Source organism: Pseudaminobacter soli (ex Li et al. 2025), assembly GCF_029892515.1.
Taxonomy (GTDB): domain Bacteria; phylum Pseudomonadota; class Alphaproteobacteria; order Rhizobiales; family Rhizobiaceae; genus Pseudaminobacter; species Pseudaminobacter soli_A.
In genome coordinates, this window is the sequence record NZ_JARXVF010000004.1 from 198,523 (window position 1) to 220,683 (window position 22,161).

The window sequence follows — 22,161 nt, forward strand, 5'->3', positions numbered from 1 at the left end:
CAGCAACTACTCTTTCGCGGTGTTGATCTCGATTTTTTTCACGCTCAGAGGCTCGATGTTGTATTTGCGCATGATCGTTTTATAGGTCCCATTGTCGATGAGACGCTGCAGGGTTGCCTGAATCGCATCGCGCAATTGTTCGCTGTCCTTGGGGACAGCAATACCAATTGGTTCTTGTTGATTGTCGAGGTCGTTGTAGATCACGAAGTCGAAAGCTTTGCCGCCGTCAACTGTTTGGGCGACATATGCCGCAGTTGCCGCCTCATTGATGGAGGCATCTGCCTTGCCCGCCTTGATGGCCAGATGAACATCGCTGCCGGACGGCAACACGACCGCTTCAACTGGCTTTTTGCCTCTTTTCACGCATTCGGCACTCAGATCCGCGATTGACTTTTCGCCGTTGGACCCCCGCTGGGTAGACATGCGACGGCCGCAGATATCGAGTTTGCCCTTCACATCGGAGCCCTTGGGGACGACCATGGCGCCCTGGCTCACGGAGAAGTCGATGAAATCGACAACCTTTTGCCGGCTGATTGTGTCTGAAAAGGCCGACAATGCTATGTCGTACTTCCCGGCCGCCAGACCAGGAATGATCCCGTCAAAAGGCTGCTTATGCCATTCGAACTTTACGCCAAGAAGAGCCCCTGCCTCCTGGGTCAAATCATATTCGACGCCCGTCAGCTCATTCTTGGCATTGAAATACTCATAAGGCGGGAACGGGTAGTCGGATGCGACATGGATGACGCCCGCATTCCGGATGCTGTCCGGCAGCATTGCCCGCAACTCTGGGTTCCCCTCCGCGTGAACGGCGCTCCCGAAAGATAGAAGAAGGGAAATGAAGATCGCTGAAATGGTTGACTTGTTCGCAGACACAGGAAGCTCTCCTAAAGATTAGTATTGAAGTTGTTGAGCGGCAATGGACGGCGTTCTTATCGCCTACCCGATGGCCTCACCCGAGATGGTGAAGTTAGGAGAAAGGCGCAGGCCCGGACCCCGCGCAGAGAGGTAAAGTCCATCGGCACGCACGCGCCGCGACAATTCAATCGCCTGTGCTTCAGGGATGGAAAGCGTGACGATCCCGCTTTGCTGGACATCGGAACTACCGGGGATAGAGCCAACGAAGGTTCCCATCTCATTCTCCGCAACCAACGATCGGAAGAAGTACACTACAATGGACGTCGTTTCGTACTGGTGGACATATGAGGTTCATAGTGAGATTGGGCGACTGTTTTATGACAAGGATGCGCCGCGATGTGCGTCAGCATCTCCAGGTGCGGGGTCGCCACAAGAGCTGTGCATGGAATCCCAGTACATCTATCGGAATTGGCCCGGCGCGGATGTCGCTGCGAAAGCAGCCCACTGAAAGAACCGATGCGAATGCTGGGGCTCAGGCTTGAAGGAAAGATGCTCACACGCAAGGATGTCGACCGGAGGGCTGGCCGCAGGAGCGTGGTGTGCGACAAGACTGGGACCGAGTGGAACTCTCCAGATGGTGGAGTCTCAATTCTGATGAGCTAGCGCTGATCGAGGCGAAGCCGTCACGGACCAGCCTTGGTTTCGCCGTGCAGTTGAAGACGTATCGTCACGCCGGCCCGTTCGTCGATCATACGGGCGAAGTTCCATCCGATCCGCCATCTCGCCGTACGCTTGCCGTTCCGCCTGTTGACCTCTGACTGGGCTGCACCCCACCCTTGTGCGACGTTCGAGGCGCCGTAGACAGTGGCCTTTTCTTCAGCGTTACGCATCGCCTTGTTGCAGTGGGTATGATCGTGCCGTTCGTGCTCCGCGGCATCGACAACGCTAATGTCGCCGGCGTAGCGCGTGTACTCAACAGTACCGCATTTCGGCATCTCACGTCCGATCACTGGGTCACAGAGAACTTAGTAGCCCCCCGATGAGCAAGCGCTAGAAATGACGCTGACCGACAAGCGCTGATGGTGCTCCCAAGGATTGCGGCACTAGATTGAGCCACCCCACGGAATTCAGCAGATACGCTCTTGGTATCGAATCTTATGCACGTAATATTTGAAGGACTTCAGCATGTAGCTGCGGTGTTGCAGCGGCGACTACGCGGCCGTCTGATCCTATTGCAAGAGGCTGACCGTTCCAATCGGTGATGACACCTCCAGCGCCTTCGATGATCGGCACCAAAGCAAAGTAATCGAACGGTTGCAGCAGTGCCTCGACGACTAGGTCCACGTGTCCAGAGGCGAGCAATCCGTAACTGTAGCAATCGCCACCGAAGCGGGGTGTCGCGGAGGATTTGGCGATCTTCTCTATTTTCGGTCGATCGGAATTCTCGAAATAAAATAGTGAGGTCGTATAAAACCGGGCGATCTCCAGGCTGCGACATGCACTTGTTTGGCAGATTTCGACGTTTCCCTGGGCCGAATAGAAGCACGTTGGATTCCCCCGTGTGGCTTTCCAGCGTTCACCAAGTGCCGGCATATCAATGATACCGAGTTCGGGTTTGCCGTCTTGCAGAAGACAGACAAGCGTCCCCCAGATGGGCCAGCCTGTGATGAAGCTTCTCGTTCCATCGATAGGATCGACAACCCATACATGCCTTGCATCCAGATTTAAGCGCCCATACTCTTCACCCAGTATCCCGTGATCCGGGTAGTTTTCAGCGATCTTATTTCGGATCGACGCTTCAATCTCACGGTCGGCCTGAGTGACCGGGCTGCAATCAGCCTTGAGTTCCGCATCTATCCTCTTGCGGAACCAAGACATGCTCATTAGTGCGGCGTCGTTGGCCAGAGTTTCCGCAAATTCTGCCAATCCCCCATCGGAAAAGAGAGTCTGCGGATTTTCCCGATCAATGGTTTCGTTAGTCACCCGGTTCTCCAATGTCGCGCGTTACCGGTTTATGGGAGCGATATTAATCGCTGCTGCAATTGAAGGAGCGTTACGGATAGCACCGGATCGCGAGGCTGAAGCCGGTCGTCAGCCAGGCCAGACCGTCAGGTCAGTGTTGAGAAAAACGTCTTTGCAGCCGGCGTTCGAGGCGCCGACATCACCTTCGATGTCGGGCCGCTCTCGGCAACTCGGCCTTCATGCATGAGCACGACCTTGTGGGAAACATCGCGCGCAAATCGCAACTCGTGCGTCACGATCAACATCGTCATGCCTTCCGATGCGAGCTGCCGCATAACGCCGAGCACCTCTCCAACGAGCTCCGGATCGAGAGCCGACGTAGGCTCGTCGAACAGGATCAATTCCGGACGCATTGCCAGCGCGCGCGCGATCGCCACCCGCTGCTGCTGTCCACCGGACAGCGAGGCGGGATAGGCGTAAGCCTTGTCCGCCAATCCCACTTTCTCGAGAAGCTCCATGGCCTGAGCTTCGGCGGCTTTGCGCGTTTGCTTCAGGACGAGCTGCGGCGCCATGGTGATGTTTTCAAGCACAGTCATATGAGGGAAGAGATTGAAATGCTGGAACACCATCCCAATGCGAGCTCGCTGTCGCGCAAGCTCTTCCGCAGGAAGATGGTAGAGACAGCCACCCTTCTCGATATAGCCGATAAGCGACCCGTCGAGAATGACACGCCCTGCTGTAATCGGCTCCAATGCATTCACGGTGCGCAACAGCGTCGACTTCCCCGACCCGCTTCTGCCCAGGATGCAGACGACTTCGCCGCGCCTCACGGAGAGATCGATTCCTCGCAGGATATGATCGGCACCATAGAATTTGTGCACGCCCTCGATCCGAAGGAACGGCGTTGGATCGTTGTGGTTCATTTTGCCTCTCCGATCCCGTAGCTCAACGGATTCGCTAGCCGGTCGTTCAGGATTGCACGGTGTTGCAGGCGACGGAGAGCGCCGGCTCTGAAAAGACTGACGAAGGGATTTTCGGGTCGTCTGGCCCCCTTGGCGAACCGGCGTTCGAGTTGAACTTGCAGAACGCTGAGGACCGAAGTCATGACCAGATACCAAATGCTCGCAACGATGAGCAGTGGTATGATCTGATAGGTGTTGTTGTAGATTGCCTGGGCGTTCGTAAGAAGGTCCCTGCCGGCAATGACCGAGACCAGAGAGGTGGTCTTGAGCATGCCGATCACCTCGTTCCCCAGCGGCGGCACCACGACGAGCATCGCCTGGGGCAGGACGATCTTCACCATAGCTCTCGACGGCGTCAGGCCGAGGGATTGCGCCGCCTCGACCTGTCCGGGGTTCACGGACTGAATGCCTGCCCGAACGATCTCGGAGGCATAGGCGGCCTCGTTCAATCCAAGCCCCAGGAGGGCGGCGACGTAAGCGCCGATGACCGCATTGGTCGGCGCATCGAAGAAGACGATGTCCGTTCCGGGAATCCCGAGAAATATCCTGGGATACAACGCCCCGAGGAAACCCCAGAAGATGATCTGCACGAGCTGCGGTGTGCCGCGAAAGAACCACGTATAGGCTGATGACGCGATCACCAGGACCGGGTTCCCGGACAGGCGCATCAGGGCGAGCATGACGGCCCCCACCGTGCCGATGACCATCGCCAGGACCGTCAATTCGATCGTGACGACCATGCCGCTGAGAATATCGGGATGGAAAAGATATTCCCCCACTACATTCCACTCGAAGCGGGGATTGGTCGCGACGGAATATCCCGCAAATGCGACGATCAGGATGAGAAGGCACGCGGCAACGCGCCTCCCCCAATATTTGTGCGGTACGACCACAGCCAGTTCCCGCATCTTGTCTGTGTCCATCGACATTATCCCCTGTGATCGATCCCGCAGGCGCACCGCCGGCAGTTATTCCTTCGCGGTGTTGATCTCGATCTTCTGCACGCTCAGGGGCTCGATGTTGTATTTCTGCATGATCGTCTTGTAGGTGCCATTGTCTATGAGACGCTGCAGGGTTGCCTGAATCGCATCGCGCAGTTGGTCGTTGCCCTTGGGAACGGCAATGCCAATCGGTGACCGTTGATTGTCGAGGTCGGTGTAAATCACGACATCGAAGGCATTGCCGCCGTCGACTGTCTGGGCGAGATATGCTGCGGTTGCCGCCTCATTGGTGGAGGCATCTGCCTTGCCCGCCTTGATGGCAAGATGAACATCGCTGGCAGACGGCAATACGACCGCTTCGATTGGTTTTTTGCCTCTTTTCACGCAATCCGCACTCAGATCCGCGATTGCCTTTTCACCGTTGGTTCCGCGCTGGGTAGACATTCGCCGGCCGCAGATATCGAGTATGCCCTTCACATCGGAGCCCTTGGGGACGACCATGGCGTCCTGGCTGACGGAGTAATCGATGAAATCGACAACCTTTTGCCTGCCGATCGTGTCTGTGAAAGCCGACAATGCGATATCGTACTTCCCGGCGGCCAGGCCCGGAATAATTCCGTCGAACGGCTGCTTGTTCCAGTTGAATTTCACACCGAGAAGAGCCCCGGCTTCCTGCATCAAATCGTATTCCACGCCCGTCAGTTCATTCTTGGCGTCGAAAAATTCATAGGGCGGAAACGGGAATTCGGATGCGACCTGGATGACGCCTGCCTTCTGGATGCTGTCCGGCAGCATAGCCCGGAGTTCAGGGACTTCCTCCGCGTGAACAATGCTTGTGAAAGAGAGGAGAAGGGCGATGGAGATAGTCGAACGGATTGACATGCTTGCAGACATGGAAGCTCTCCTGGAGGTTAAGATTGCAGTTGTTGAGCGGCAGAGGAAAGAGTCTTGATCGCCTGTTCGATGACCTCACCGGAGACGGTGAAATGAGGAGAAAGGCGCAGGCCCGCCCCGCGGGCCGAAAGGTAGAGTCCCTCGGCGCGGACGCGCTGCGACAGTTCAAGCGCCTGCGCTTCGGGAATGGAAAGGGTGACGATCCCGCTTTGCTGGATGTCGGAGCTGCCGGCGATCAGCGACCAGCCATGCTGCATGGCCACCTCGCGAACCGTTCGCGCCGCCGCCAGCGTGCGCTGACGAATGCGATCCAGGCCATATTCGCCATACCACCCGATCATCTCCGAAAGCGCGAACATGGACGTGTAGCTCTGGTTGCTGGGCACGACCGGCCAGAGATCGCTGTCCAGCGTCTTGCCGAGCCGGTCGACGATTTGCGCGGACAGGTGGACGATTGCCGCTCCCGGAGAGCCGCAAAACCATTTGTGGGCAACCGATACGAGGACATCGATCTCCTCGATCTGCGCGCCCGTCGGGACGATCGGCATCGCCTGGGACGCATCGACGACAAGGGTAAAGCCGAGGTCGCGGCGCGCGGCGACCAGCGGAGCCAGGTCGATCACCGCTCCGGTGATCCAATGCACCTGGCTGACGAGGACAACCGACGTCTCGCCATCGACATACGCCAGGAGATCGGAAGCGGCCCACCGCCCGGCGGGAACGAGACGCAGATCGCGGCCTGTGCGGGCAGCGTAGCGGCCGGCAAGCGTCACGAGGCCGGGATAATCGTCAGCACAGCACACGACGGAGCCGCGCCCCAACGGCATCGCCTGCAGGACAGCATCCGCAGCCGCCATTGCCGTGGAACCAACGAAGCATAGACCGGTCGATACGCCCAGAAAGCCCTGCACCGAAGCCTCGGCACGCCGGACGATATCGTCGGGCCTGCACTCTTCGCGCGCGCTGGTTCCGCATGTCATATATTCGGAAAACTGAGCCAGCACGGCTTTTCGAACCGAAGCGGGTGGAATGCCCAAGGCGGCCATATCCAGGTAGCTGATGCGGTCCAGTTGCGCGAACTCCGCATCATCAATGTTTAGCGACACGTCAGGCTCCCTTCCCTACCGGGACAACCCCAACCCATGAAGGCAGATGCGTCTTGCTCGCCATAAAATTCCCCCACATTCTCTCAGCCAAGGCCGCCATGAGAAGTACACTACAGTAGACTGATGTTCACAGATATGACAATGGCAAATTTCTGTTACGAATATATGACGAAGGTCGACGTGCAAAATGGGGCGGGTTTGCAAAGGAATTGGCCAAAAAGACACCCGATCTGGCCTCTCGCGGAGGTCAGCCAAGAGACAGCGCCAGTTCCCGATGCAGCAGGGTGGGAAATCGGAAGTCGATCGCGGCAAATGCTCCTTGACGATGAAGCACCCGCGCTCATATCGCTCTGGAGCTAAGGTGAACTCCGGTCGACAAGCGGAAAATCGACATTCTCGGTGCGCTCGACCGTATCACTTGATCCCATTTTCCACGCAAAATACGGCACTCTGGCCGCGGATATCTTGGTATCCCGGGGGTGACACCAACCATGTTCCTGCGTAGAAGGTTTCGTCAGGTATCATGAAACTGTCGAGACGCCCCAGGCGCCGCAAAGCATAGCCGTGGAGACGCATGACGACGTCCGTGAAGCAGAAAGACAAGCAGCGCGAAAGCGGAATTGACCGCGCGATCGATATTCTGGAGTGTCTGCATCAAGCTGGAGAACCGTTGTCGATTGCGGAAATATCGCAACGACTCGATGCTCCGCGCTCCACGATCTACAAGTTCGTCAAGCGCTTCATAAAATCGGACATCCTGGAAGACTACGGACCGCGCGGCCGGATCTTCTTCGGCCGGGCAATCCACTTCTATGCCGCAGACTATCTCAGGCGGAACGACCTCATGCGCCGGGCACGTGACGAAGTCGACCGTTTGGCGCAGCAGCTCGGGGAAACATTCGAATTCTGCACCCTGCAGGGGAACAAATACGCAATTGTGTATGCGCAGACGGGCGCACGCATGTTTCGAATCGGCTCCGAGGTCGGCGTCAGGCTCCCCATCCCGTGGACGGCATCCGGGCGCCTCCTTCTCGCAGGCTTGTCGCGTCAGGAGATCGTCGATCTTATCCCGCCAGAGGATTTCATCTTGCCGAATGGCCGCGAGATCGGCGTCGATGAACTCTGCCGCGACGTGGCCGCCGCCAGCGCGGCAGGCTACACCATCACGTCGGGGCTCATCGATAGCTTGACCCAGTGCCTTGCCGCACCGATCCGGGATGCAAGCGGCATGACGACGGCGACGCTCTGCGCCGTAGTGACGATCGACCGGCCGGCCGGCGAGGTCATGGCGCTCGTGCAGCATCTCAGAGCGAGCGCCGACCGGCTTTCCCTGGCCGCCGTGCCAAGCGCAGCCGAATAGGCCGTTCGTTCGCGGCGGCGTGCCACCTTCCCAGCTATTTTGGCGGGAATGCCGCGACGCAGTCCATTTCCACCATGTCGTCGATCAACTGGCATCCAATGACGGCTCTGGCCGGAGGCATGCCAGGAAAGAACTCCTTGTAGATTGCATTGAACTCGGCGAAGTTGCCGAGGTCGCCCAGATAGGCATTGATCTTGACTGCATGCCTCAGTTCGGTCCCGACGCCGCGCAAGATGACATCCAAGTTGCGCAACGTCTGACGTACCTGTTCAGCGAAGCTTGTGGGCATATCTCCCGTGCGAGCATTCACGGGGCCCTGTGCCGATACGAAAACCAAGCCATTGCTGATCACGGCATGTGAATAGTGACCGGCCGGCTTGACGGCATCCTCGACAATCGCTGTTTCCCGCAAACCAAGTCTCCTTCTACTGCTTCGTAAGTGCTGCTCAAGTGACGAAGTGTGCTTCGGTCGCGACAAGGCAAAGGCCATCGGTCAGCCAAAGCCGGCATCGTCCGCCCACACTTGCTCATCCCACTGTTAACCAATTGCGATAGTACACTATAGTGGATAATAACACACAACTGTGCACAGGAATCCTTAGCCGCATTGGAGCCGTCACGCAACCGATTGTTTGAATGCTGCGATCTCCCGATGGATTGGATGACGCTAGTTGACTTGACCAAGGCATGCCGCTTGGTGGGCGTACGGCGATCGGCGGCAAAGCGAGCGATGGAAAGCAATCTGCGGTAAATGGGCCAGGACCGAATTTGAACAGTCACAAGCAATGTCCGCTTTTGGAAATTGGCCAACGCCGCTTCAATGACCGACATGGGCGCGTTGCTGACTGGCGTTGGGCCGAGAGCGGATTGTCCGGTTTCGGTTCGCATCTAGCCGCTCGCTGCCTCACAGGCATGGCCTGATCAGCACCGACGACACCAAGGAAGCTGAGGTTGACAGGCGGCCCGCTTTCAACCAATTCTCCACCGCCGAGAAACGGAGGCAGCCAATCTGGCACTCATCACGGTGTCGGCCGGACGACACCTGCGAGAGAGGTGTCCTTTGTCCGGCATCGCATCATCATCGATCATTGCGTCCGAGCAGACTTTCACGACGGCGCGAACATTTCTTCGAGTTCCCCATGCAGGAACTGCCGAAGGCGCTGACGTAGCTTTTCTTGGCATTCCGTTCGATCTGGCCACGTCCAACCGGCCGGGCGCGAGATTGGGGCCCGGCGCTATCCGCAGCGCCTCGGGGCAACTTGCCGAACTGCCGAGCTATCCCGGTGGGTTCGACCCGCTTCAATATGTGAAGGCCGTAGACCTCGGCGATGTCCATCTCCATTACGGCGACTCTCGGTCAATCCCCGGAGCCATCGAAGCCGCAGCGGCAGAGGTGATAGCCTCCGGGGCCACCCTATTCGGCCTTGGTGGGGACCATTTCATCTCCTTCCCCTTGCTGAAGGCGACGGCGGCGCGTCATGGAAAGCTGGCCTTGATCCAGTTCGACGCGCACACCGATACCTGGCAGGACGCTCAGGTGGCCCCCGGCCAGTTGGCCATGGATCATGGCACGATGTTCCGCACCGCCGTGGAGCAGGGCATCATTGACCCTGCAAGGTCGATCCAGGTCGGCATCCGCACGTGGGTGGATGATCCGATGGGCATTAGCATTCTCGACAACGTTGCCTGCGACGACTCCACGCCCGAGGGGATTGCGGCGATCATCCGGCAGGTTGCGGGTGAAGGCCCCTGCTACCTGACGGTGGATATCGACTGCCTTGATCCGGCTTATGCCCCCGGAACGGGAACGCCGGTCGTCGGCGGGCTCACGCCGCTCAAGCTGCTGCGTGTCCTCCGCGCCCTCTCGGGCCTTGATATCGTCGGCTGCGATGTCGTCGAGGTATCTCCTCCCTTCGACGTGGCCGGGATCACTGCACTGAACGCAGCCACGATCATGTATGAGCAGTTGTGCCGTGTCGCCCGCAGGAAAGGTGCGATCGACCGGAGCTATTTCCACCCGTCGCAGCCGTGAGAACAAGAACCGCTACCCTTTGGGGTGGCGGTCCCATGGCGACCCAGGCCGGAACCAGGCCGCCACCGTAGTCAGATTTCAGTTCCCTCCGCGAGGGTTAGCGCATCTTTGATGTCCACGCCAAGGTATCGAACGGTGTTTTCAATCTTGGTGTGGCCGAGTAGGATTTGCACGGCTCGAAGGTTGCCGGTTGCCTTGTAAATGATCGAGGCCTTCGTACGACGAAGCGAATGCGTGCCGTAATCCTCAGCGCGAAGACCGATCGCTTCAATCCATTCATCAACCAATCGGGCATACTGCCTGGTGCTCATGTGGGCTGAACGATTGATCCTACTTGGGAAGGCATAGTCGTCGATCGTTCCGCCACGCCGTTCGAGCCATGCCAACAAGCTCGCTCGAGCGTCGGCCATCAGTTCGAATTGAACGGGGCGCCCCGTCTTCTGCTGCACCACAAGCCCACGCGTCCGAATTTCGGGACCCACAACAAGGCTCCCGATCTTGATTTTAACGAGGTCGCAGCCGCGCAACTTGCTATCGATCGCAAGGTCGAACAACGCACGGTCCCGCAAGCGGCCTTCTCGATCGAGGAAGAATCGGATGGCCCATATCTGCCGAGGTTTCAGCGCTCGTTTCGCGCCAACTGTCCTGCCCGCATTCCAGGCCCGTCGGGCCTGCACCGCAGGATCATACTGTGAGAGTCCCATCGTATTTCTCCTTCCGGCCACCATGGCCGGAAGGAAAACGACCGATCGAAGTAACCTTGTGGAGCCGGAAGCGGACCGGAAGCTCTCGGCGTACAAGGCCAAAAAGCAGACGTTCGGGCCATAAAGCGTCATGGCGGAGGCTGAGCCATTGCTGGCTTTCCCAATCCGAGTTTCCCTGCAGGTGCAGCCCAGACAACGCGGTAGTTGTTCTCGCATATCTCGAGAACTTCGCACCTGTGAAATTTGGCAGTCATGAAATCCCCGACATGCGCGCCAGTCTCTTTCATGCCTATCCTCTCGATCAATTGTCCGATCGTGCGCTGGGCAAGCGAAATGCTCAAAGTAGAAGAAAACGGGGATTGGTCCGCAAGGTGTTCGGCATCGTGTCACGTTAGTCATACCCGTCCCAGAACCGGCCGTCGGTCAATCAACTCGAGCAAGCTCGGGTACATGAGACGGTGGGCCGCCAAACAGGAAGCTCCGACAAGCACAAGCAATCGCGCATTTCGATCGAAATAGGAGTGCCCAGGAGAGGGAGCCTATCCGCCAACTCGAATTGGTGATCTCAATCGAAGGAGCGTGCAATGACTGACAAGCCAGGAGATGGCCACAATATCGAGGCAACCGACGTTGTTGGAAGAGCGTCATGTGCATCGAGCATGAGCAAGACCCGGATCGTTTGGCTCGGGCTGCTGGCATCGGCTGCCGTCGCGACCATGTCGGTTCTGCCCGCGGCGGCGCAACAGATCAACGGCACGCCGGGCTCACCCGGTGCTACGATGACCATCGATGGCAGGTATCTCCCGCCGCCACCGCCGAAGTTCGGCGGCGAGATCAACCTCCAGGCCAGCCAGTCGACACCCTATTGGCCGCCCCGCGTGGTGCCGCCGCAGGGCGCGCCCAACGTGCTCCTGATCATGACTGACGACCAGGGCTACGGCGTTTCGGGGACCTTTGGCGGCGTCATCCCGACACCTGCGCTGGACCGGGTTGCGCACATGGGTCTGCGCTACACGCAGTTTCACTCCACAGCGCTTTGCTCGCCAACCCGGGCCGCGCTGATCACCGGCCGCAACCACCATTCGGTGGGCTTCGGCACCATTTCGGAGCAATCGACCGGCTATCCAGGTTACGACAGCATCATCGGACCGGAGAGCGCCACCATTGGCACCATCCTGAAGCAGAACGGCTACGCCACCTCGTGGTTCGGCAAGAACCACAACACGCCGAGCTATCAGTACGGCGTGGCGGGACCGTTCACTCAGTGGCCCATCGGCATCGGATTCGACTACTTCTACGGCTTCATGGGTGGCGAGACCGACCAGTGGACGCCGTACCTGTTCCGGAACACCACCCAGGTTTTTCCCTGGATTGGCAAGCCCGGCTATAATCTGACCACGGACATGGCCGACGACGCGATCGCCCACCTGCGACAACTCAATGCCGCAGCCCCCGATCAGCCGTTCTTCCTCTATTACGTACCCGGCGGCACCCACTCGCCGCATCAGCCAACCCAGGAATGGATCGACAAGTTCAAGGGCAAGTTCGACATGGGCTGGAATGCCCTGCGCGAACAGATTTTCGCCAATCAGAAGCGGCTGGGCGTCATTCCCGCGAACACGCAGCTCACACCCTGGCCGGACGACCTGAAAAAGTGGGACAGTTTGACGGCCGACGAAAAGAAGCTGTTCGCCAGACAAGCAGAGGTGTTCGCCGCTTATGCGGCCTACACCGACCATGAGATCGGCCGCGTGATCCAGGAAGTCGAGGACGAAGGCAAGCTCGACAACACGCTGATCATCTATATCAGCGGTGACAACGGCACGAGTGCGGAAGGCACCACGGTCGGCACACCGAACCAATATACGGCCTACAACGGTATATTGGACCTTCCGATCGCCGAGCAGTTGAAGGCCTATGACATCTGGGGCTCGGCGGCTACCTACCCGCATATGGCGGTGGCCTGGTCATGGGCCTTCGACACGCCGTTCAAATGGACGAAACAGGTCGCGTCGCACTTCGGCGGTACCCGTCAGGGCATGGCCATCAGTTGGCCGAACCGGATCAAGGATGCCGGCGGCATCCGCACCCAGTTCCACCACATGATCGATATCGTGCCAACCATTCTTGAGGCAACCGGCATTCCCGCGCCGGTGATGGTCAACGGAATCGCGCAGAAGCCGATCGAAGGGGTGAGCATGGCGTACACCTTCGACGGGGCGAACGCCAACGCGCCGTCCACGCGAACGACGCAGTATTTCGAGATGTGGGGCAACCGCGCCATCTATCACGACGGTTGGATCGCGGCGACCACGCCGCCTGCGCCGCCGTGGCTCCTGGGCACGGCCAAGCTGCCCGAGGACTTGATCAACGGCTACAAGTGGGAACTTTACAACATCGCGCAAGATTACTCGGAGAACAACGACCTCGCGGCCACAATGCCAGACAAGCTACGCGAGCTGCAGGAGCTGTTCATGGTGGAGGCGGCAAAGTACAACGTGTTTCCGCTGGATAACTCGGTCCTTGCGCGCATCATCACACCAAGGCCAAGCGCGACCGCAGGTCGAAACACCTTCACCTACTCGGGTGAGTTGTCAGGCCTGCCCGAGAGCGATGCACCCAGCATCCTGAACAGGTCCTATACGATCACCGCCGAGATCGACATTCCCGCAAGCGCCGACGGCACCGTCGGGCGTGCAGGTTCGCAAGGTAGCGGCGACGGGATGCTCGTCACTCAAGGGGGACGCTTCGGTGGCTATGGCCTCTACCTGCTCAAGGGCAAGCCGGTGTTCCTGTACAATTTCGTCGGTCTCGAACGCTTCCGCTGGGAAGGCCAGGACGCGCTCACGCCGGGCAAGCACACCATAGTGTTCGACTTCAAATATGATGGACCCGGCTTCGGCAAGGGCGGCACGGGCATCCTGAAGGTGGACGATAAGGAGGTCGCCACAAGAGAAATCCCGCACACCATTCCCTTCATCATTGCCCTCGAGGAAACCTTCGACGTGGGTGTCGACACCCGTACCCCGGTTGACGACGACGACTATCAGGTCCCATTCCGGTTCACCGGCAAGCTCGACAAGCTCACGGTGCAGGTCTGGCCGGTGCAGCTAACTGACGCGGATCATCAGGCCATTCGGCACGCCCGCGCCGGCGCAGACAACTGATGGCTCAGCGATCCGGCGGGCATCCTTGGCTCGAGGCCCGCCGGAGCTCGTGCGCGGCGACATGTACGCGGCTGGATAGCTCCGCAACGTCGACGAATGGCGGGACAACGACCTTCAGCATCGTCACTCGCTACGTCCGCTTCTGGGCGGAGGCAAAATGTGCCTGTATGGCCGACATGGCCGCGAAGCGGCCCGGCAGCTTTGGGCCGGAAGTGGACTGTCCGGTTATGAGGCAAGAGGTAGGGAAAGCAGCCATTCCGCTGCCGACCGCAAGTCGGTCATACGCGTGGCGTGGACGCTGGCTGAAAACCTGCCGTAGGTCCGATTTCGTGCGGACACCTTTCAGCACGTTGTTGGGGCATTGATCGCCAGTTGCGCGGCGAAAGCTCGACGATAGGCCGGTCGGGCTTCGCCGCGAGCGACGTAAGCGGCTAGGTTCAGATATTTGTCCAAGATCCCCGACATTCTCAATCGCAGCAGCACCGACACCATCAACAGGTCGCCCGCGCTGAATGCACCGTCGAGCCAATCGGCATCGCCCAAGCGAGTGGACAGTTGTTCCAGCCGGGCACGGATGCGGTCAATAACCAGCGGCAGGCGCTCCTGGCTCCAAGACCTGTTGCCCTCGACTATTTTGGCAGTGACAAGGTCGAGGATCGGCGGCTCTACCGTGTTGAGGGCGGCAAACATCCACGTGATAGCGCGCGCCCGGGCATTCGCATCTTCGGGCAGCAGGCGCGCATGCTGCTCCGCAATGTGGAAGACGATCGCGCCTGTCTCGAACAGGGTAAGATCGCCTTCCTCATAAGTGGGAATCTGGCCGAAAGGATGGAGAGCGAGATGCGCGGGCTTCTTCATCTCGGCGAAAGAAACCAAGCGAACTTCGTAAGGCTGGCCGGCTTCTTCAAGCGCCCAGCGCACACGAATATCTCGCGCCAGTCCTTTGCCGCCATCAGGCGACCGTTCAAAGACGGTAATGGTGCTGATCATTGCGTCTGTCTCCATGCTTGATCCATTGGCTTTGGTCCACAGAATGGTGACGAATGAGATTGCCGGAAACCGACATGTTCTTTGAAATACATCGCTGAAGCACAGATTGGCTGCCGCCGGCGGAAGTCTTGGTCGACGCATGACCAGAAAGACGACGCTGCTCCCCACCAATTGTCCGCTTCTGTGGGTAGCATCCTGAAAACGGACCGGGACCTAACCACCAATTATGGCCTCTCGGTGAGCCCGAGAGGCCATCACGATCAGATCTCAGTTCCTTCAGCGAGGGTGAGCGCGTCTTCGACGTCTACGCCAAGATAGCGAACTGTATTCTCGATCTTGGTGTGACCGAGCAGGATCTGCACCGCTCGCAAATTGCCCGTCGCCTTGTAGATGATCGCAGCTTTGGCTCACCGATCATCAATTCTTGACAGATCATTCCAATATCTCTACGTGGTGGCTGTGGCACGCACCAAGGAATTCGACAAGGAACAGGCGCTGAACGTTGCAATCGGCGTGTTCCGCGAGCATGGCTTCGAGGGAACCTCGACGGACATGCTCGTGCGCGCGATGCAGATCGGCAGGCAGAGCCTCTATGACACTTTCGGCGACAAGTGGAAGCTCTATTGCCTTGCGGTGGAGCGCTATTCGGCCGGGGAAACCGATGCCCATATTGCCATGTTGCGCGGGGAGCCGCGCGCCCTGGACGGTATCCGGGCGATGATGGAGCGGGTCGTCGAGAATGCCGGCCAAGCCTGCCTCGGCGTCAATTCGATTTGCGAGTTTGGTCAGAGCCGGCCCGATCTGTCTACGCTGCACCGTACCGCCGACCTTCGGCTCAGGAGAGTCGCCTGCGACCGCATCATGGAAGCACAGGCCGCGGGCGACGTCGACACGTCGTTATCCGCCGAGGCGGCGGCCGATTTCCTCTTCGCCAGTATCGCCGGCATTCGGATTGCTGCCCGTGGAGGCGCCGACCTGACGCATTTGCAATCCCTGGGCCGGCTGGCGCTTCGCGCGATCATGTAGAAAGAATTTTTTTTGCCCAATTCTGGAATGATCAATCAAGAAAGGAGAAATACATGAAAGCAGTGGTTATGAATGGCATCGGGGGCACCGACGTCATGGAGTTCGTCGATCGTCCCGAGCCCGTCGCGACGCCAGGGCATGTCGTCGTCGAAATCGCCGCCGCCGGGGTGAATTTCATGGATATCGGCGTTCGCCAAGGCATGGCCTGGACCGAGACGCCGAACCCGAAAGTCCTCGGCGTCGAGGGTGCCGGTCGCGTTCTCGCCGTCGGCGATGGCGTCAGCGACTTTGTGGTCGGCGATCGCGTCGCCTGGGTTTATGCGCCCGGAAGCTATGCCGAGCGGCAGTCGATACCGGCCGCTTCTTGCGTGAAGATCCCCGATTCCATCGACGACCGGACGGCCGCCTCCGTGATGATGCAGGGGCTCACGGCCAGCCACTTCGCCACCGATTTCTATCCGGTGCAGCCGGGCGATATCGCTCTCGTTCATGCCGCGGCCGGCGGGCTCGGCCTGCTTCTGACGCAGATCATCCGGCTGCGGGGCGGTCGCGTGATCGGGCGCGTCTCGTCCGAGGACAAGGCCGAGATCGCCAGGTGCGCCGGCGCCGAGAACGTCATCGTCGATACCGAAGGTCGCTTCGCCGAGGAGGTGCTGCGTTTGACCGGCGGTAAGGGCGTTGATGTCGTCTATGACGGCTCGGGGCCCACGACCTTCAAGGGATCGCTAGAAGCGCTCCGCCGCTGCGGCATCTTCTGCTGGTACGGACCGGTGCTCGGCGGTCCGGGGCCGCTCGACATCATGAGCCTGCCGAAGAGCATCAAGCTCGGCTACGCGGTGTTCATGGACCACATCCCCACGCCCGAACTGCTGCGCGTCCGTACGCAGCAGCTTTTCGACTGGATCGAGGCCGGCTCGCTCAAGATGAACATCGGCCGAACATATCCGCTCGCCGACGCTGCCCGCGCCCATGCCGACATGGCGAGCCGCGCGACCACGGGCAAGCTTCTTTTGGTGCCGTAAGGAGCAGGTCTCGCGAAAGACACGGCACAACGCCGTCGTTTCGCCTGCCCGAGCAGGGTTAACGACGGCGTCAGGACCCATCTGTGCGCAGCCGCAGCAGCGGCGGGGCTACGGCACGACCTCCGGCAATGTCTGCTTCCCGGCAGTGACGCAATCGGCCTCTACGGCGGACATGGCGGATACTGTTGAAAAACGCGCTGTTGCTGGCGCTTGGGACGCATGATTCAATCCTCTGAGTGATTTGCAGGGGATCATGCGGATGATGGGATTTCAGGCGGCTCCGGCGCAGCTCTTTTATGATTTCAGTCTCGATGAGCACGTGCCGGCCGATCATCTCCTTCGCCGCATCGACCAACACTTGGACCTTGAGGGCATCCGCACGCAGTTAAAGCCGTACTACAGCAGCACAGGTCGACCCTCGATCGATCCTGACCTGATGATGCGGATGCTGATCGTCGGTTACAGCATGGGCATTCGATCGGAACGACGGCTCTGTGAGGAGGTCCATCTCAATCTCGCCTACCGTTGGTTCTGCCGGCTGGGACTGGACGGCAAGGTGCCCGACCATTCGAGCTTCTCGAAGAACCGCCATGGGCGTTTCCGGCAAAGTGATATCCTGCGGCATCTGTTCGAGACGGTGGTGGAGCGCTGCCTGGCACAGGGGCTGGTCGGTGCGGAAGGCTTTGCCGTCGACGCCAGCCTGATTGCCGCCGACGCCAACAAGCAGCGCTCGGTGCCTGGCGTGGAATGGAACCTCGATGCGGCGAAGGACAGTGCCAGTCGCTCGGTGCAGGAATATCTGGAAGTGCTCGATGATTCGGCCTTCGGCGCGGCCTCGCCGGTGACGCCGAAGTTCATCTCCGCTTCCGATCCGGCGGCCCAGTGGACCGGAGCCCATAAAGGTCATGCCTTCTTTGCCTATGCAACCAACTACCTGATCGACACTGACCATGGCGTCATCCTCGATGTCGAGGCGACGCGTGCCATCCGTCAGGCAGAGGTCGGAGCATCCCGCACGATGATCGACCGAACCGAGGAGCGCTTCGGCTTGAAGCCGGATTATCTGGTGGCCGACAGCGCCTATGGCTCGGCCGAGAATCTTGCCTGGCTCGTCAAGCACAAGACAATCGCACCGCACATCCCGGTCTTCGACAAATCCACCCGAACCGACGGAACCTTCTCGCGCGCCGACTTCGTCTGGGACGGCGAACACGATCGTTACGTCTGCCCGGCGGGAAAGGAATTGCTGCAGTTCCATCGCCGCTATGCGACCCCTCGATCGGGCATCACCAGTGAAGGCACCCGGCTTTACCGAGCCCGCAAGCAGGATTGCGATGCGTGCGAACTTAAACCACGCTGCTGCCCGAACGCGCCCACGCGCAAGGTGCCCCGCGATCTCCATGAAGACGCACGCGATGTCGCCAGAGCAATTGCTGGCACGCCGGCCTATGAGCGCTCGCGCCACCGGCGCAAGAAGGTGGAGATGCTGTTCGCTCACCTCAAGCGCATCCTGCGGATGGCTCGCCTGAGGCTGCGAGGCCAGTGCGGGGCACGCGACGAATTCCTCCTTGCCGCAACCGCCCAAAACCTCAGGAGACTGGCAAAGCTCAGGCCGCCGTGCCGCTTGGCCGCGGCAGCAGCCCTGTGAGGAGCGCGTCGAACTCCCGCCGCCGCCGCGAGCGATCGCCAGTTCGGTAAGATTCTAGGACGCCTCGGCGGCCTCAGCGCTGTGAACGATCTCACCGTCGAGTTTTTCAACGAAATCCGCGCAAAGCGGCCATCCCTGCGACAGGATTGGCCCGCCCAGGGGCGATCCGAAACGGATTTGAACCTATCGATTCAAGTGAGTAGCGGGTCGTAGATTAGAGTGGTCTAGCGTGCTGTATGTGGTTGCGGGGGCTCGCAACCACCGATACCGACATTTGCTTCAGATAGCAGTTTGATACAAGATCGCCAGCAATTCTCGCCCACGACAATCTCGGCGGTGAGGTACTGCTTGACGACTATTATACCAAGGGGCTGGACAACAAATGGGAGGTGACGGTGTTCAACAAGGCCGACGCCTCTGCCAACGGCTTCCCCTAAGACAAACAATGAGTACTCACGGCTCGTAGCTCTATTCCGCTTCACCCCACCTAGGCGCTAGCCCGCCCGTTTCGAGCATTCGAAAAAAGCCGGTATCGAGAAGGCGAACAGGATATGCGCTTAGCAGCGACGAAACATTGATTCCTTAGGACCTCAGACATGGCTGCGTAAGCCGTCATTCGAATGTGAAAATATCCGTATGGAAGTACTTGTTGCTGATGGCGGCGTAAGTCCCGTCCGATCGGATCGCCTTCAGCGCCTCGTTCATCTTGTTGCGAAGATCCTCGTCTTCCTTGCGCAAGGCGATTGCGATGCCATCGCCGACAAATGCGGGATCGGTCACGGGCTTGCCGATGAACTTGCAGCAGGCACCTTGTCGCGAGTTGTTGACCCAATCCAGCATCGGCAGGTAGTCGCTGACTTGCAAATCCAAGCGCCCGTTCAACAAGTCAAGATTGACCTCTTCCTGGCTTGGATAGAGTTTCACATCGGACTGGGTGAAGATCTGGGCCGCGTAGTTTCCCTGCGTTGTTCCGGCCTGCGCGCCGATCACTTTTCCCGCCAGAGCCTCGGGGCTTACGTCAACGATGTCACTGTCCTTGGGGGCGACAAGCGCGAATCCCGACCGATAGTAAGGATCTGTGAAGGCCACCTGCTCCTTGCGCTCGTCCGTTATCGACATCGACGCGACGATGAAGTCGTATTTCCTGGCCTGCAGGCCGGGGATGATGCCATCCCAGTCCTGCGTGACGACCTCGCAATCGACATCCATCTTCTTACAAAGCGCAAGACCGATCTCGACATCAAAGCCACTGACCGCGCCGTTGGGCTCGATGAAGTTGAAAGGCGGATAGGCTCCTTCGGTGCCCAGACGGAGTTTGTCCCGAGCATAGGCCTGGCCCCATCCAACGGCCATCGCAACCGACATGACGATCGCAGATACTGTTGTCTTCTTCACGGTCAGTTCTCCGATTTCCGGTTGCGCAGCCCTGCACCTAGTGCATTCAGGATAAGCCTCCCTGCGGTGAGGCTGGTGATCTTGTTTGGCAGATCGAGACTCGGCGCGACTTCCACCACGTCCATTCCAACCAAAGGCCCCTCTTCGGCCAGTTGATGGATTATGGGCTGGACCTGCTCGAAACGAAGGCCGCCGGGGGCCGGCCCCAGCACTGCCGGCATGACAGAGGGGTCGAGCCCGTCTGCGTCGACGGTGAGGTAGAAGGGGCCCTTTCCCTTGAGATGCGACAGGACCTGTCCAATTCCCTCGGCGTGAACCTGCGCCGCCGTAACGATATGTGCGCCGTGGTTCCGCGCAGCTTCCACCTCGGCCGCACGGGCCGATCCGGTGCTCCGCATGCCAATCTGGGTGATGCCGCTTATCCAGGGCAATTCGCTCGCGCGCCGGATCGGACTGCTGTAGCCGAGCCTGGAGCCGCGGACATCATCCCTCCAGTCGATGTGGGCGTCGATCTGGACCAGATGTACCGGCTTGCCGACCACCTCTAGGGCGTGCAGGACCGGGATGGTTATGCCGTGATCGCCACCCAGGATGAAGGTCATGTCGCTGTTGGCAAGAAGGGCTTTCAGGCGGGCGACCGTCCCAGAAAAATAGTCTTCGAAGCTGCCGGACCAACGCGGACAGTCTCCGGCATCGACGCCCTTGCCGGGAAGAATGCTTTCGAGCGTGCCGTCCCAGTCGAAGTCCCACTGTGCCGGTCCATCGCAGAACTGGCCCGATTGCAGACGGATGGCGCTTGGTGCATTAGCCTGATCGTTGGGCAGGGGTTCGCCGGAGTAGGGCTCGCTGTAGGGAACGCCGATGACAGCCGCTGCAATGTTCTTCCACTTTGTCGGATCGGTGATGACGGGCCAATCCAGGAATGGCCGGACCGGCGCCGAGGTGGATACATTGCCTTGCAACACGCGCTATGCTCCCAAAGTTGCTTATTGTCCCCTCGCGCTAGTCAAGCGCTTGCCTCTAGGCAATCGAATATGCCTAAACCCGCTTTAGCGATGCTATCGTCATGCTAGAAATTCGAGACCTCGCATCAGTGCGTGCATTGGCCAGCACCGGCAGCTTCGAGTCTGCCGCGCGCGCGCTGGGCATCACGCCGGGGGCAATGTCCCAGCGTATTAAGCAGCTTGAAGACAGGCTTGGCCAGATCGTGGTGGTGCGGACCAATCCGGTTCGATTGACCAGCGCCGGCGAGACCTTGCTGGGCTTGGCGCAACAGGTCGAGTTGGTGATGGCCGATACGATCCACTCGCTAACAAACGACGAGATTTCGTCCACGGTGACGGTCGCGGTCAACCACGACTCGTTGGCAAGCTGGTTTCTCCATGCGGTGACGGACTTCGCCGCTCGCTCGGCAACAACACTAGACATCCGTTGTGCCGATCAGGCCGTTACCTCTTCGTTGTTGCGCTCCGGATCAGCGGTTGCCGCGGTTTCGGCTGAATCGGAGCCGCCACAGGGCTGCGAGGTCATTTTCCTGGGGGGATTTGAATATGTGGCGGTCTGCACCCCCGCCTTCCTGCAAGAATGGTTTGGCGACGCAGGAAGGCCGAGAGACGGCTGCCCGGTGCTGATGTTCGAATATTCCGATTCACTTTCCCGGCGCATTGCCGAACAGATGAAGCCGGTAGGCGGAACGACCCGTGTTCACTATTTGCCGGATTCGAATGCCATACTTGCGGCCGCGATAAAGGGAATGGGATGGGCCGTAGTTCCCGGCCTGATGGCATCGAAAACAATTGACAGCGGCGACCTGGTGGCCATCGCGCCCCGTTCCCGGTTGGTGGTACCGCTGTATCTGCACTACTGGCGGCTGGGTAGCGCCACGCTCAACTTACTTGTCGCCTGCATTCGCCGATCTGCCGCGCAGCACCTGATTTCTCGATAGAATGTGCGTCCGGTGCCTGAACCCAGTGACGGGCAATCGAGGTTCAGTTCACGTCGCATTGGGGGCCGAAATCTGCCGGTCCGCTTCTGTGCAGGAGTGCGCGAAAGCGGTCATTCCATTCACGACCCATCTTGGTCATCGCGTCCTCGCGA

Annotated in this window: 20 protein-coding genes and 1 pseudogene; 8 read left to right on the top strand and 13 right to left on the bottom strand. The window is 59.4% G+C overall.

The window, feature by feature from the left end; translation table 11 throughout:
- Nucleotides 1-6 precede the first annotated feature (6 nt).
- Together M2281_RS18545 and M2281_RS18550 are read right to left on the bottom strand one after the other, a co-directional pair.
- A complete protein-coding gene (locus tag M2281_RS18545; protein WP_280822664.1) occupies nucleotides 7-873 on the bottom strand; it encodes an ABC transporter substrate-binding protein in 867 nt (288 codons plus the stop codon).
- A gap of 63 nt (nucleotides 874-936) precedes the next feature.
- Nucleotides 937-1,131: a hypothetical protein gene (locus M2281_RS18550; RefSeq protein ID WP_280822665.1), complete on the bottom strand. Its 195-nt coding sequence runs from the start codon at nucleotides 1,129-1,131 to the stop codon at nucleotides 937-939.
- 344 nt (nucleotides 1,132-1,475) lie between these two features.
- Between M2281_RS18550 and M2281_RS29240 the strand changes: the two genes are divergently transcribed.
- Entirely contained in the window at nucleotides 1,476-1,673 is a 198-nt protein-coding gene (locus M2281_RS29240; protein ID WP_425537755.1) for a DUF4158 domain-containing protein, read from the top strand.
- 337 nt (nucleotides 1,674-2,010) lie between these two features.
- Here the strand turns inward: M2281_RS29240 and hisN are convergent, their stop codons facing one another.
- From hisN to M2281_RS18580, 5 genes are all read right to left on the bottom strand, one after another.
- On the bottom strand, nucleotides 2,011-2,823 hold the full coding sequence (hisN, locus tag M2281_RS18560; RefSeq protein WP_425537756.1) for a histidinol-phosphatase: 813 nt from the start codon (nucleotides 2,821-2,823) through the stop codon (nucleotides 2,011-2,013).
- Nucleotides 2,824-2,963: 140 nt separating this feature from the next.
- The gene (locus tag M2281_RS18565; protein WP_280822668.1) at nucleotides 2,964-3,740 is read right to left on the bottom strand and encodes an amino acid ABC transporter ATP-binding protein; all 777 of its coding nucleotides are present in this window, start codon (nucleotides 3,738-3,740) and stop codon (nucleotides 2,964-2,966) included.
- Nucleotides 3,737-4,702: an amino acid ABC transporter permease gene (locus tag M2281_RS18570; protein ID WP_280822669.1), complete on the bottom strand. Its 966-nt coding sequence runs from the start codon at nucleotides 4,700-4,702 to the stop codon at nucleotides 3,737-3,739. Before M2281_RS18570 ends, M2281_RS18565 begins: the two co-directional genes overlap by 4 nt.
- Nucleotides 4,703-4,747: 45 nt before the next feature.
- Nucleotides 4,748-5,614 (bottom strand): ABC transporter substrate-binding protein, encoded by an 867-nt coding sequence (locus M2281_RS18575; protein WP_280822670.1) that lies wholly within the window; start codon nucleotides 5,612-5,614, stop codon nucleotides 4,748-4,750.
- Nucleotides 5,615-5,631: 17 nt separating this feature from the next.
- The gene (locus M2281_RS18580) at nucleotides 5,632-6,720 is read right to left on the bottom strand and encodes an aminotransferase class V-fold PLP-dependent enzyme (RefSeq protein WP_280822671.1); all 1,089 of its coding nucleotides are present in this window, start codon (nucleotides 6,718-6,720) and stop codon (nucleotides 5,632-5,634) included.
- 586 nt (nucleotides 6,721-7,306) lie between these two features.
- On the opposite strand from M2281_RS18580, the gene M2281_RS18585 reads away from it, so the two are divergent.
- Nucleotides 7,307-8,080, top strand: a complete 774-nt coding sequence (locus M2281_RS18585; protein ID WP_280822672.1) for an IclR family transcriptional regulator — start codon at nucleotides 7,307-7,309, stop codon at nucleotides 8,078-8,080.
- Nucleotides 8,081-8,114: 34 nt separating this feature from the next.
- Here the strand turns inward: M2281_RS18585 and M2281_RS18590 are convergent, their stop codons facing one another.
- A complete protein-coding gene (locus M2281_RS18590; protein ID WP_280822673.1) occupies nucleotides 8,115-8,492 on the bottom strand; it encodes a RidA family protein in 378 nt (125 codons plus the stop codon).
- A gap of 648 nt (nucleotides 8,493-9,140) precedes the next feature.
- Between M2281_RS18590 and speB the strand changes: the two genes are divergently transcribed.
- Nucleotides 9,141-10,112, top strand: coding sequence for an agmatinase (gene speB, locus M2281_RS18595; RefSeq protein WP_280822674.1), 972 nt, complete (start codon nucleotides 9,141-9,143; stop codon nucleotides 10,110-10,112).
- A 71-nt stretch (nucleotides 10,113-10,183) separates the two neighbouring features.
- Here the strand turns inward: speB and M2281_RS18600 are convergent, their stop codons facing one another.
- Nucleotides 10,184-10,816 (bottom strand): tyrosine-type recombinase/integrase, encoded by a 633-nt coding sequence (locus M2281_RS18600; protein ID WP_280822675.1) that lies wholly within the window; start codon nucleotides 10,814-10,816, stop codon nucleotides 10,184-10,186.
- Between the two features lie 659 nt (nucleotides 10,817-11,475).
- Between M2281_RS18600 and M2281_RS18605 the strand changes: the two genes are divergently transcribed.
- The gene (locus M2281_RS18605; protein ID WP_425537749.1) at nucleotides 11,476-13,983 is read left to right on the top strand and encodes an arylsulfatase; all 2,508 of its coding nucleotides are present in this window, start codon (nucleotides 11,476-11,478) and stop codon (nucleotides 13,981-13,983) included.
- A 342-nt stretch (nucleotides 13,984-14,325) separates the two neighbouring features.
- Here M2281_RS18605 and M2281_RS18610 read toward each other — a convergent pair whose 3' ends face one another.
- Complete coding sequence (locus M2281_RS18610) at nucleotides 14,326-14,973, bottom strand: glutathione S-transferase family protein (RefSeq protein WP_280822676.1); 648 nt, start codon at nucleotides 14,971-14,973, stop codon at nucleotides 14,326-14,328.
- Between the two features lie 260 nt (nucleotides 14,974-15,233).
- Nucleotides 15,234-15,377 (bottom strand): annotated as a pseudogene (locus M2281_RS18615) (integrase); the annotation flags it as partial.
- A 55-nt stretch (nucleotides 15,378-15,432) separates the two neighbouring features.
- Here M2281_RS18615 and M2281_RS18620 point away from each other — a divergent pair.
- The 3 genes from M2281_RS18620 (at nucleotide 15,433) to M2281_RS18630 (ending at nucleotide 18,669) form a co-directional block, all read left to right on the top strand.
- Nucleotides 15,433-15,999, top strand: a complete 567-nt coding sequence (locus tag M2281_RS18620) for a TetR/AcrR family transcriptional regulator (RefSeq protein ID WP_280822677.1) — start codon at nucleotides 15,433-15,435, stop codon at nucleotides 15,997-15,999.
- A gap of 53 nt (nucleotides 16,000-16,052) precedes the next feature.
- The gene (locus tag M2281_RS18625) at nucleotides 16,053-17,021 is read left to right on the top strand and encodes a quinone oxidoreductase family protein (protein WP_280822678.1); all 969 of its coding nucleotides are present in this window, start codon (nucleotides 16,053-16,055) and stop codon (nucleotides 17,019-17,021) included.
- 259 nt (nucleotides 17,022-17,280) lie between these two features.
- Nucleotides 17,281-18,669, top strand: coding sequence for an IS1182 family transposase (locus M2281_RS18630; RefSeq protein ID WP_280822679.1), 1,389 nt, complete (start codon nucleotides 17,281-17,283; stop codon nucleotides 18,667-18,669).
- A gap of 612 nt (nucleotides 18,670-19,281) precedes the next feature.
- On the opposite strand, the gene M2281_RS18635 is transcribed toward M2281_RS18630, so the two are convergent.
- Complete coding sequence (locus tag M2281_RS18635; RefSeq protein WP_425537757.1) at nucleotides 19,282-20,034, bottom strand: ABC transporter substrate-binding protein; 753 nt, start codon at nucleotides 20,032-20,034, stop codon at nucleotides 19,282-19,284.
- Between the two features lie 32 nt (nucleotides 20,035-20,066).
- Nucleotides 20,067-21,029, bottom strand: a complete 963-nt coding sequence (locus M2281_RS18640; RefSeq protein ID WP_280822681.1) for an arginase family protein — start codon at nucleotides 21,027-21,029, stop codon at nucleotides 20,067-20,069.
- Nucleotides 21,030-21,130: 101 nt separating this feature from the next.
- Here M2281_RS18640 and M2281_RS18645 point away from each other — a divergent pair, with 101 nt between their 5' ends.
- Entirely contained in the window at nucleotides 21,131-22,009 is an 879-nt protein-coding gene (locus M2281_RS18645) for an ArgP/LysG family DNA-binding transcriptional regulator (protein WP_280822682.1), read from the top strand.
- Nucleotides 22,010-22,161: the final 152 nt, after the last annotated feature.